Raw genomic sequence first — 12,708 nt, 5'->3', positions numbered from 1 at the left:
ACATGCTTCTTCAAGGAACACATCGAATTGGTCGTATGGCCATGCTGTTGGCACTTGCGGATGAGAATGAAAGTCCTGTATTATCCATTCCAAAAGGTTGGAAGTATTGTACGGGGAAAGTGGGTTCGATGAATTCGCAAAAGGTTGTCGCAGCAATGGAAACAGCGGCTAAAAGCAACCAAGTTATTGAAACAGACGTTTACAGAGAAACACATGCACTTTATCATGCAATTATGGAAGCTTTGTACGGAGTGACGAGAGGTCAAATTCAGTTAGCAGACGTTCTTCGTACAGTAGGACTTCGTTTTGCGATTGTGCGCGGTACACCATACGACGGGAAAAAAGAAGGCGAATGGGTTGCTGTTGCATTATATGGAACGATTGGTGCACCTGTAAAAGGATCTGAGCATGAGGCGATTGGTTTAGGAATTAATCACATATGATTTGCCCATAGTCTATTAGTTAGAAGGGGGCCTTACTTTTTTAGGACAGAAGTCTGTCTTAAAAAGATAAGGTCCCCTTTTGCCTTTTTAAGGAGGAAAAATGATGATTACGTTAACAGGACATACATTGACAGTTGAAGAAATGAAGAGGTTATTACTGGAAGGAGAAGGTGTAACAGCTTGTCCAACTAGTATGCAAAAGGTAGCGGAGTGCCGCGAAGTAGTTGAGAAAATTGTAGAGGACGGAAAAGTCGTTTACGGTATTACAACTGGATTTGGAAAGTTTAGTGATGTGCTTATCCAAAAAGATGATGTAAAGGCACTTCAACATAATTTAATTCAGTCACATGCATGTGGGATAGGTGATCCATTCCCGGAAGAAGTATCGCGCGGAATGTTAATTTTACGAGCGAACACGATGCTTAAAGGAGTATCAGGCGTAAGGCCGCTTGTTGTAAATATGCTTCTTGAGTTTGTAAATCGTAAAATTCATCCAGTCGTTCCGCAACAAGGTTCACTTGGTGCAAGTGGAGATTTAGCGCCTTTATCTCATCTTGCGCTCGTATTATTAGGCGAAGGTGAAGTGTTCTATAAAGGGAAACGCGTTCATGCAATGGTTGCTCTTACAGAAGAAGGGCTTGAGCCAATTGAACTTGAAGCGAAAGAAGGTCTTGCGTTAATTAATGGTACGCAGGCGATGACAGCACAAGGAGTTCTTTCTTATATAGAAGCAGAAGCAACGGCGTATCAAGCTGAACTAATTGCTTCGATGACAATTGAAGGGTTACAAGGCATTATTGATGCATTTGATGAAAATGTTCATAAAGCACGTGGTTATAAAGAGCAAGTGGATGTAGCAAGCAGAATTCGTGACATTCTTCATGATAGTAAGTTAACAACAAAACAAGGAGAACTACGTGTACAGGATGCCTATTCACTTCGTTGTATCCCGCAAGTACACGGTGCTTCTTGGCAAGTATTAAATTATGTGAAAGAAAAATTAGAAATTGAAATGAATGCGGCGACAGATAATCCGCTAATCTTTGATGGCGGGGAAAAAGTAATTTCAGGTGGTAATTTCCACGGTCAACCAATTGCATTTGCGATGGACTTCTTAAAAGTAGGAATGGCAGAACTTGCAAACATTTCAGAGCGTCGTATTGAGCGTTTAGTAAATCCGCAGTTAAACGATTTACCGCCATTTTTAAGTCCAGAACCAGGACTTCAGTCTGGTGCAATGATTATGCAATATGCTGCAGCGTCACTAGTTTCTGAAAATAAAACGTTAGCACATCCGGCGAGTGTTGATTCAATCCCGTCATCAGCTAACCAAGAAGATCACGTAAGTATGGGAACAATCGCTTCACGTCATGCACATCAAATTATTCAAAATGTAAGACGTGTTCTTTCAATTGAAATGATTTGTGCGATGCAAGCGGCAGAATATCGCGGGATTGAAAACATGAGTACAGTGACGAAGAGCTTCTACCATCAAGGGCGTCAGCAAGTACCATCTATTACAAATGATCGCATCTTCTCAACGGATATTGAAAATATTGCACATTGGTTAAAAACGAATTATTCAATAAAAGAAAGATTGGATGTAAACGCAGCACTATAAAACGAGAAAAGGGAGAGATTGAAATGGAAAAAGTAAAACAAACAATTCGCGCGCCAAGAGGTACAGAGTTACAAACGAAAGGGTGGGTGCAAGAAGCTGCACTTCGTATGTTAATGAACAATTTAGATCCGGAAGTTGCTGAAAAACCAGAAGAATTAGTTGTGTATGGCGGAATTGGCCGTGCAGCTCGTAACTGGGAAAGCTATCAGGCGATTGTAGATTCATTAAAAACGTTAGAAAGCGATGAAACGTTACTTGTTCAATCAGGAAAACCAGTTGCCATTTTTAAATCACATGAAGATGCACCTCGCGTTCTGTTAGCGAACTCAAACTTAGTACCAAAATGGGCAAACTGGGATCACTTCCGAGAACTAGAGAAAAAAGGTCTTATGATGTACGGACAAATGACAGCTGGTAGCTGGATTTACATTGGAACACAAGGGATTCTACAAGGAACATATGAAACATTTGGTGAAGCAGCTCGTCAACATTTCGACGGTTCATTAAAAGGTACATTAACACTTACTGCTGGTTTAGGTGGTATGGGTGGTGCACAACCTCTTGCTGTAACGATGAACGGCGGTGTTGTCATTGCTATTGATGTTGATAAGCGCAGCATCGATCGTCGTATTGAAAAGAGATATTGTGACATGTATACAGAATCATTAGAAGAAGCATTAACTGTTGCGAACGAGTATAAAGAGAAGAAAGAACCAATTTCAATTGGCTTGCTAGGAAATGCGGCAGAGATTTTACCAGAACTAGTGAAGCGTGATATTACGCCAGATTTAGTTACAGATCAAACATCTGCTCATGATCCATTAAACGGTTATATTCCAGTAGGTTACACATTAGAAGAAGCAGCGAAACTTCGTGAAAAAGATCCAGAACGTTACGTACAATTATCAAAAGAAAGTATGACAAAACATGTGGAAGCGATGCTTGCGATGCAAGAAAAAGGTGCAATTACATTTGATTATGGAAATAACATTCGCCAAGTTGCTTTCGATGAAGGTTTGAAAAATGCTTTCGATTTCCCAGGATTCGTTCCAGCATTTATTCGTCCATTATTCTGTGAAGGAAAAGGGCCATTCCGCTGGGTAGCACTTTCTGGTGATCCAGAAGATATTTATAAAACAGACGAAGTAATTTTACGTGAGTTCGCTGATAATGAACATTTATGTAACTGGATTCGTATGGCACGTCAACAAGTTGAGTTCCAAGGACTTCCATCACGTATTTGTTGGTTAGGTTACGGTGAGCGTGCGAAATTTGGTCGCATCATTAATGAAATGGTTGCAAATGGTGAATTATCAGCACCGATTGTTATTGGTCGTGACCATTTAGATTGCGGATCAGTAGCATCTCCAAACCGTGAAACAGAAGCGATGAAAGACGGTAGTGATGCAGTAGCTGACTGGCCAATTTTAAATGCATTAATTAATAGTGTAAACGGTGCGAGCTGGGTATCTGTTCACCACGGTGGTGGCGTTGGTATGGGTTATTCACTTCATGCGGGAATGGTTATCGTTGCAGATGGAACAGAAGCAGCAGCAAAACGAATTGAGCGCGTATTAACTTCTGATCCTGGTATGGGTGTTGTTCGTCACGTGGATGCAGGGTATGACTTAGCTGTGGAAACTGCGAAAGAAAAAGGCGTTAACATTCCGATGATGAAATAAGGAGGAGAAAACATGCTGGACACTTTACTAATAAATATCGGTCAATTACTAACAATGGATCAAGAAGATGGCTTGTTAAGACGGGAAGCGATGAACACGCTTCCTGTTATCGAAAACGGTGCGGTTGGAATTGAAAATGGTGTAATTACTTTCGTTGGAACAGCGGAAGAAGCGAAAGGATTACAAGCGAGAGAAGTTATTGATTGCGGCGGGAAAATGGTTTCTCCTGGTCTTGTTGACCCGCATACTCACCTTGTATTTGGTGGATCTCGTGAAAATGAAATCGCACTAAAACTACAAGGAGTTCCGTACTTAGAAATTTTAGAACAAGGCGGAGGCATACTTGCAACTGTAAATGCAACGAAACAGGCGTCGAAAGAAGAACTTGTTCAAAAAGCGAAATTCCATTTAGACCGTATGCTATCTTTCGGAGTTACTACTGTAGAAGCGAAGAGTGGTTATGGATTAGATGATGAGACGGAATGGAAACAATTAGAGGCAACAGCACAATTACAAAAAGAGCATCCAGTCGATTTAGTTTCCACATTTTTAGGTGCTCATGCAGTTCCGAAAGAATATAAAGGTAGATCGAAAGAGTTTTTACAATGGATGTTAGATTTATTACCAGAAATGAAAGAGAAACAATTAGCGGAGTTCGTTGATATTTTCTGTGAAACAGGTGTGTTCTCTGTGGAAGAATCAAAAGAATTTTTATTAAAAGCGAAAGAGCTTGGCTTTGATGTGAAAATTCATGCAGATGAAATCGACCCTCTTGGTGGTGCGGAAGCAGCGGCAGAAATCGGTGCAGCATCAGCGGACCATTTAGTTGGAGCTTCTGATAAAGGGATTGAAATGCTTGCAAACTCGAATACAGTAGCAACATTATTACCAGGAACAACTTTCTATTTAAATAAAGAAAGCTTTGCTCGTGGTCGTAAAATGATTGATGAAGGTGTTGCAGTTGCGTTAGCTACAGACTTTAACCCAGGTAGCTGTCCAACTGAAAATATTCAGCTTATTATGAGCATTGCGATGCTAAAACTGAAAATGACACCAGAAGAAGTTTGGAATGCCGTAACGGTTAACTCATCATATGCTATTAACCGTGGTGATGTAGCTGGGAAAATTAGAGTTGGTCGTAAGGCAGATTTAGTTTTATGGGATGCTTACAATTATGCTTACGTACCGTATCATTACGGCGTAAGTCATGTGAATACAGTATGGAAGAATGGTAATATTGCATATACAAGAGGTGAACAATCGTGGAGCACGGCCACTATTTAAAGAAAAATGCAAAGTTTATTGATCGTGAAGTGACAAAATGGAGTGAGATGATTAAAGATTGGGAGGAAGGCGTAGAAATATTCGGTGCTGCCTTAATTGGAGCACCCCTTTCTAAACCATCTATTAGTCATTCAGGAGCAAGTTTTGCTCCAAAGACAATTCGTGCGATGTTAGATGCATATAGCACATATGCAATTACAGAAAAACACGATATGAAAGAAAGTGTCTTATATGATTGCGGCGATATTACGATGCATGTGACGGATATAAAAGAAAGTCATAAACGAATTGCGGAAACAGTTGGTCATGTAACGAAAGTAAACCCGAACATGATACCAATCGTTCTTGGGGGTGACCACTCGATTAGTTTTCCGAGTATAACAGGTTTTGCAAACAGTAAAGGAAAGGTCGGAATTATTCAATTTGATGCTCATCATGATTTACGTAATTTAGATGATGGAGGCCCGTCAAATGGTACACCATTCCGTAGTTTACTAGAAAATGATGTCATTACAGGGAAACAACTTGTTCAAATTGGAATTCGTAATTTTTCTAATGCACGTGCGTACCATGAATATGCAATAGAGCATGGTGTAACAGTGTATACAATGAAAGACGTACGAGAGCGAGAAATAAAAGATATTATCACGGAAAGTATTGAATTATTAAGAAATCAAGGTGTGACTTCTATTTATATTTCTCTTGATATGGATGTGCTAGACCAAGCGTTTGCGCCAGGTTGTCCAGCAATTGGGCCTGGTGGAATGGATAGTACGACTTTACTAGATGCGATTGAATTCCTTGGTAAAGAACCGCTCGTTCAAGGGATGGATATAGTAGAGATTGATCCAACTCTTGATTTCAGAGATATGACGAGTAGAGTAGCAGCGCAAGTGATTATGAGTTTTCTTTTAGCGAGGGAAACGGTTAGTAAGCAAGTTAGTATATAGACGGAAAAGTAGATCTTTATTTATGCCTTAACAAAAACACATCACTACTTAAATGTAGTGATGTGTTTTTGTATTAAAAGAGAATGAATGTGTGTGGAACCGTTAATGGAATTGCGATTTTTATAGTGTATTGTGTAAATTTAATTTCTTGCTTCTGAAGTATTGACGTGTAAAATAATTTTATGATAAAATAAAAATTTTGCTAAAAAACTAAAAGTATGTTAAGCTTGAGAAGGTTACCATATATGGAGGTGGATTATTTGTTTCAAATTGGCGATAACATTGTTTATCCAATGCAGGGAGCAGGTATAATTAAAGCCATAGAAGAGAAGGAAATCTCAGGAGAAAAACAACAGTATTATGTTATAAAAATGTCGGCTAGTAATATGGAACTAATGATTCCAGCAGGGAGAATATTGAATTCGAATATACGTCCAGTTACGGATATAACCGCATTAGCACACATAATGGATATTTTTCAACATGGGGAATCAGATAGATTACTTACATGGAAACAAAGGTATAAATTGAACACTGATAAAATAAAGACGGGTAAAATGCAAGAAGGTGCTGAAGTTGTGCGTGATTTAATGCGTATACAGAAAGAAAAAGCACTTAATGCAAGCGAAAAGAAGATGTTAGATAACGCATATGAATTTTTGATTAGTGAACTGGGATTAATTGAAGGTATCACAGAAAATCAGATAAAAAGCTTTTGTTAAGGTTCATTACAAATAATGTATTATATCCCAAAAAAGATCTTGAATTTTTTGGGAACATAATTATAGAAAATTTATCATTTCAAAGACATTCAACTCTTTCAAACCACTTTTAGAGCATTACCTCTATTGTTATTACTACAATCAAATCCATTTTTATTTTTTAATTTCATTTATGAATGTTCGAAGTTTAATTGAATACTTTGATAAAATAGTTACTTGATTTTTGCAATCCTGATTCACACTGGCACGGACGAGGAGCCGTAAGGATGAAAGAGAGGTAGGGCTTTCATTGTTTTAGGTATATAAGTTATTATTTTTAGAAGAATACTGAACCATTTTTACTTCTATTGATAAGGTGTTTTTTTTATTAAAGAGATAAACGAATTGACAGCCATATATGGTCAACAAAAAAGGTTTCCTCCTAAGGAAACCTTTTTAATATTATTTATAGCATTTTATTTTTTGGATATTCGAATTTTTTATTGTAAAGTCGTAAAAATTGACGTTACTATCTAAAAGTAAGTATGATGCGATTATAGTAAGATTTTTTAGGGGGAAGAAAAATGACAAGTTCAAGTAATAAAGCAGCGAGTATTTATGAAGGAACAAAAGTAAATGCTGGGGGATTTTTTGAAAACGTTGAAGAAACAAAGTTGTTTGATCCAATTCAAGTTGGAGCTTGGTCTCTTCGTAATCGTATAGCGATGGCACCGATGACAAGATGCTTTGCAGATAATGAGACTGGAGTAGTTGGTGCGGATGTAGTGGAGTACTACAGAAAACGTGCTGCGGATGGAATTGGACTAATTATTACAGAAGGAATTGTCATTAGTCCGAGAGCAAAAGGAAACCCAGGAGTACCAGGTATTTATACACAAGAGCAAATCGATTCTTGGAAACCTGTTACAGAGGCGGTACATAAAGAAGGCGGGACGATTATTGCTCAAATATGGCATGTTGGGCGTATGAGTCATCATGAAATAATTGGTGGTCAAATGCCACAAGCACCGTCGGCTATCGCTGCAGAGGGAAATGTTCCACGCTTTCGTAAACCGTTTGATACGCCAGAAGCAATGACGTTAGAAGAAATACAAGAAGTGATCGGGCAATACGCACAAGCTGCGAAAAATGCGATCGAAGCTGGATTTGATGGAGTAGAAATTCACGGTGCACACGGATATTTAATCGATCAATTTACGTATGAGTTTGCGAATAAGCGAACAGATAAATATGGCGGTGATTTAAAACAAAGGTTAACGTTTATGAAAGAAGTAACGGCGGCTGTAATAGAAGCTGTTGGAGCTAATAAAACACTTCTTCGTTTCTCTGCTTTCAAAGGTGATAATCCTACTTATATGTGGGAAAACCCTGAGTTTGCAATTGAAACGTTCATAAATATGTTTAAAGAGGTTGGGTTAACGATGATCCATCCTTCAACGATGAATTATACCCAAGAGATTGCTGACGGAAAGAATTTTCATCAACTAGTAAGAAAATATTGGGATGGTACGATTGTTGGGGTTGGTAATTTAAATCCGAAAGAGGCCGAAGAAGCGTTGCAAGAAGGAACGATTGATGTAGCGGCATTCGGAAGACCGTTAATTGCTAATCCAGACTTTGTTCATCGAATTAAACACGCTGAAAGTTTAGTTGAATATGACGCGAAAGAGCATCTTGCTACGTTAGTATGAATAAAGATAAAAGGAGAGCACATCTAGTGTTCTCCTTTTATTATGGAATTTCATAGGGGGAAGCGGGATGAGTGAAACGCTACTCGTTATTATTAGTATATTACTATTTTTAATGTTGCTTTTAATCGTCTTTTTTATCATTACATTTTTTATAAAAAAACGAACACACCATTCTATTTTAAAATTACATCCGTACTTAGGAAGAATGCGCTACTTACTGGAAAAGATAGGGCCTGAATTTCGACAATATTGGTTTGATCATGATACGGATGGAAAGCCTTTCTCACGTTATGATTTTCAAAGTGTTATGTTTTTAGCGAAATATCGCTCTGAAATACTTGGTTTTGGATCAAAACGAGATTTTGAAGCTTCTGGATATTATATTGCTAATACATTATTTCCGATATTAACTGAGGAATTAAGTGTGAATCTCACGCAAGAGCGGGAAGGTAAAAAGTACGTGATTCATAAAGAAGGGTTATTTTCAAGAAGAGAAAAATTGACAGCGGATACAACGAATCTTTGGCTGTACGAAGAAGATGATGCAATTATAGTCGGTGAGAACCGTAAATATCCGTGGAAGCTACATGGCATGTTTGGTGCATCTGCGACTTCTTACGGTGCGATTGGAGAAAATTATATTTTAGCGAGTGGTTTTGGAGCAAAAATGGCAGGCGGATCGTGGATTAATACGGGTGAAGGTGGCGTTATTCCAGAACATTTACATACAGGAGCGAATATCGTTGCGCAAATTGGTCCAGGGTTATTTGGATACCGTGATGAAGACGGTAATTTTTCAATGGGAAAATTCATGGAGAAAGCGAAAGAAAGTAATATTAGAGCATTCGAATTGAAATTTGGGCAAGGTGCTAAAATACGTGGTGGTCATTTAGAGGGGCAAAAAGTAAATGAGAAAATTGCTTCTGTTCGCAACGTCCGAAAGGGAGAGACGATTAATTCACCGAATCGATTTTCATTTTTAAAGAATGCAGCGGATACACTTTGTTTTATTCAACAGTTGCAAGAAAACAGCGGTAAACCAGTTGGAATGAAAATTGTAATTGGTCAGCAGGAGCCTTTGGAAGATTTAATAAAAACAATGAAAGAACTAAACATTTACCCAGATTTTATTACAATCGACGGTTCAGAAGGCGGGTCAGGGGCAACGTATAAATCGATGGCAGATTATATGGGACTGCCGCTTATTCCAGCATTACTTACATTTATTGATACAGCAAACCATTATGGTGTTCGTAACAAGTTTAAAGTATTTGCATCGGGTAAATTAATCACACCAGATAAAGTGGCGATTGCTTTAGCGATTGGGGCGGATGCTGTAAGTTCAGCCCGCGGATTTATGATGGCAAGCGGCTGTATTATGGCCCTTCAATGTAATTCTGGCCAATGTCCATCTGGTGTAGCCACGACGAATCCGCATTATCAAAAAGCGTTAGATCCGTATGAGAAGAAGTGGCGAGTCATGAATTATATTATTAGTATGAGATATAGTTTATTTTCATTAGCGGCAGCGGCGGGAGTGAAGAGCCCGCGCCATTTAACTAGAGAGCATATTGTTTTTAAAGACGAGGTGGGGAGAGTAGTTCCTCTTTCGGAATTGTTTCCTATAGTAAATCAAACCTAAAAGTATATTTGATATGTAAGATTTTTTTAAGGAATAATCATATTTTTGGAAAAATTAGGAGTATAATAGGGAAGTATTTTTAAAAATGACTATTTTTAGGGAGAGATTCACTTGCAGCAAGGTTCGTACAGTATTACAATTTTTTTACTCGTCATAGGGCTCGTTATATTTAGACGCATGCGCTCTATGAATCGACCAATTAATAATAAAGGAAGACGACTACTATTGCCATTATTCTTCTTATTACCAGGTTTTTCTTTATACGCAGCACCGATACAACTTGCTGGTTGGCAAATTGGTATAGCTGCTGGGATCGGACTGTTATTGTCAATTCCACTTATTATTTTAAGTGGGTATGAAGTCAGAGAAGATGGTCAAATTTATGCAAAAAAAAGTATCGCTTTTATTGCTACATTTTTAGTTATCGTTCTTTTACGTGCTTATTTTAGAAGACATTTACAAGGTCTAGATCCAAAGTCAATCGGCATTCTTTTCTACACTCTTGCGGTTTGTTATATAGTACCTTGGCGTATTGGATGCTATATGAAATTTCGTAAAGTATATGTAGAGAAAGCAAAATTTGAGACGTCAATAAGCTAAAAGTCATACATTTGTATGGCTTTTAGTTTTTAAAATTTATCGGGTAAAGGAATGAAAATAAGGTGTGAAAAAACACCCTTTAATTTTCAGAATATTATTACTTTAATCTCTTGAAAAATCATTGTAATCCACTGGGATAAAGGCGTTTATAAAGGTTTTCACATGTAATGAAAAGTGCTCGTTCACTTGAAAGAACAAAAAATGTTTGTTAAGGTAGGGAACCATAAGCGAAAACAAGAAAATAGAAAAAGTCATTTTTCGAAATTTTGAATGGCTTATGGACTAAGGGAGAGATTTGGTGAAGATTGAAATTATGGTTTCGCTTGCTATTTATATGGCAGGTATGTTGTATATCGGATATTGGTCTTATAAGAAGACATCCGATTTATCAGATTATATGTTAGGCGGGAGGGGACTCGGCCCAGCAGTTACAGCTTTATCAGCTGGTGCTTCTGACATGAGTGGTTGGATGCTAATGGGATTACCTGGTGCGATGTATGCAACAGGATTATCAAGTGTATGGATTGCGATAGGTTTATTAATAGGTGCGTATGCAAACTATTTAATCATTGCCCCGCGTTTACGAACGTATACAGAAGTGGCAAATGATTCAATTACGATTCCAGACTTTTTAGAGAATCGGTTTAAAGATCGTACGAAAATACTTCGTTTTGTCTCCGCTATCGTCATTTTAGTATTTTTCACATTTTATGCATCGGCTGGTTTAGTTTCAGGTGGACGTTTGTTTGAAAATTCTTTTAACCTTGATTATAAAATTGGTTTATTTGTAACAGTAGGTGTCGTTGTTGCGTATACACTATTTGGTGGCTTTCTAGCCGTAAGTTGGACGGACTTTGTGCAAGGTTGTATTATGTTTATTGCGCTTGTACTAGTGCCAATTGTTGCTTTTACGGATGTCGGTGGTGTAACAGAAACATTTAATACGATTAAACAAGTCGATGCATCGCATTTAGATATGTTTAAAGGGACCACAATACTTGGCATTATTTCATTTTTAGCATGGGGACTTGGGTATTTTGGTCAACCGCATATTATTGTCCGTTTTATGGCAATCACCTCTATTAAAGATTTAAAGACTTCTCGTAGAATCGGTATCGGTTGGATGACAATTTCAATTATAGGTGCAATGCTTACTGGTCTAATTGGTATCGCTTATTATGCTAAAAATAATGCAACATTGCAAGATCCAGAAATGGTCTTTGTAACATTCTCCAATATTTTATTCCATCCGTACATTACAGGATTTTTATTATCAGCTATTTTGGCTTCGATTATGAGTAGTATTTCCTCACAATTACTTGTTATTTCAAGTGCAGTAACGGAAGACTTCTATAAAACATTTTTCCGTCGTAATGCAAGTGACAAAGAACTTGTATTTATCGGTAGATTGTCAGTATTAGTAGTAGCTATGATCGCAGTTGTTTTAGCGTATCATCCAAGTGATACAATTTTAACACTTGTAGGTTATGCTTGGGCTGGATTTGGTTCAGCGTTCGGACCAGCCATTTTATTAAGTTTATATTGGAAAAGGACGAATAAATGGGGCGTTCTTGCAGGTATGATTGTTGGTGCAGTAGTTGTTATAGCATGGGTACAAATTCCAAGTTTAAAAGCAATTATGTATGAAATGGTACCTGGATTTTTCTGTAGTTTATTAACTGTTATCGTTGTAAGTTTATTAACGAAAGAACCCGTTAAGGCAGTTCATCGTGAATTTAATGAGATGGAAGCAGTACTGGAAGAAGAAAAGAAATGATTTGCAAAAAGAGTAAACGATGAATAGCGTTTACTCTTTTTACATGTAAAATGAAAGTAAGGACTTATTGACAATAAAAAATAAGTAACTTATAATAAATCTCGAGTTCGAGATAAATAACATGCATAATGAAAAATTATTATGGTTATAAATCGAACGAATATTTTTTGTGAATTATCTTGAGTTCAAGATAATTTGATAGGTTAGACACCAATATGTATTTTTGTAATTAATATCTCGAATTCGAGATAAAATTATTATAACGGATTTTACTTTGCAGCATGGACAAAATGAAT

At 37.5% G+C, this 12,708-nt stretch carries 10 protein-coding genes; all 10 read left to right on the top strand.

Going from position 1 to position 12,708, the window contains the following annotated elements; genetic code table 11:
- Window positions 1–2: 2 nt before the first annotated feature.
- The 10 genes from hutP to putP all read left to right on the top strand — a co-directional run bounded on the left by hutP (window position 3) and on the right by putP (window position 12,412).
- On the top strand, window positions 3–443 hold the full coding sequence (gene hutP / locus DN399_RS17865) for a histidine utilization transcription antiterminator HutP (RefSeq protein WP_000926516.1): 441 nt from the start codon (window positions 3–5) through the stop codon (window positions 441–443).
- A 103-nt stretch (window positions 444–546) separates the two neighbouring features.
- Entirely contained in the window at window positions 547–2,064 is a 1,518-nt protein-coding gene (gene hutH / locus DN399_RS17860) for a histidine ammonia-lyase (RefSeq protein WP_000631874.1), read from the top strand.
- Between the two features lie 23 nt (window positions 2,065–2,087).
- Window positions 2,088–3,746 carry a urocanate hydratase gene (gene hutU / locus DN399_RS17855; RefSeq protein WP_000416711.1) on the top strand — a complete coding sequence of 553 codons (1,659 nt, stop codon included), beginning with the start codon at window positions 2,088–2,090 and terminating at the stop codon, window positions 3,744–3,746.
- A gap of 12 nt (window positions 3,747–3,758) precedes the next feature.
- Entirely contained in the window at window positions 3,759–5,030 is a 1,272-nt protein-coding gene (hutI, locus tag DN399_RS17850; RefSeq protein ID WP_000887539.1) for an imidazolonepropionase, read from the top strand.
- Window positions 5,009–5,980 carry a formimidoylglutamase gene (hutG, locus tag DN399_RS17845; protein WP_000399850.1) on the top strand — a complete coding sequence of 324 codons (972 nt, stop codon included), beginning with the start codon at window positions 5,009–5,011 and terminating at the stop codon, window positions 5,978–5,980. The genes hutI and hutG overlap by 22 nt, the downstream gene beginning before the upstream one ends.
- Before the next feature lie 260 nt (window positions 5,981–6,240).
- Window positions 6,241–6,702, top strand: coding sequence for a CarD family transcriptional regulator (locus DN399_RS17840; protein WP_170317877.1), 462 nt, complete (start codon window positions 6,241–6,243; stop codon window positions 6,700–6,702).
- A 563-nt stretch (window positions 6,703–7,265) separates the two neighbouring features.
- Complete coding sequence (locus tag DN399_RS17835) at window positions 7,266–8,393, top strand: alkene reductase (protein ID WP_149149873.1); 1,128 nt, start codon at window positions 7,266–7,268, stop codon at window positions 8,391–8,393.
- A gap of 67 nt (window positions 8,394–8,460) precedes the next feature.
- Entirely contained in the window at window positions 8,461–10,035 is a 1,575-nt protein-coding gene (locus DN399_RS17830; RefSeq protein WP_006927376.1) for an FMN-binding glutamate synthase family protein, read from the top strand.
- A gap of 111 nt (window positions 10,036–10,146) precedes the next feature.
- Window positions 10,147–10,635 carry a cytochrome c biogenesis protein CcdC gene (locus DN399_RS17825; RefSeq protein ID WP_001183922.1) on the top strand — a complete coding sequence of 163 codons (489 nt, stop codon included), beginning with the start codon at window positions 10,147–10,149 and terminating at the stop codon, window positions 10,633–10,635.
- 298 nt (window positions 10,636–10,933) lie between these two features.
- The gene (gene putP, locus DN399_RS17820; RefSeq protein ID WP_139849073.1) at window positions 10,934–12,412 is read left to right on the top strand and encodes a sodium/proline symporter PutP; all 1,479 of its coding nucleotides are present in this window, start codon (window positions 10,934–10,936) and stop codon (window positions 12,410–12,412) included.
- Window positions 12,413–12,708 lie beyond the last annotated feature (296 nt).

Origin of the sequence: Bacillus sp. AR4-2 (genome assembly GCF_008274865.1) — a bacterium.
Classification (GTDB): Bacteria; Bacillota; Bacilli; order Bacillales; family Bacillaceae_G; genus Bacillus_A; species Bacillus_A cereus.
Note: the sequence above shows the minus strand (reverse complement) of the source record. Positions and strands in the feature narration are given on the sequence as shown.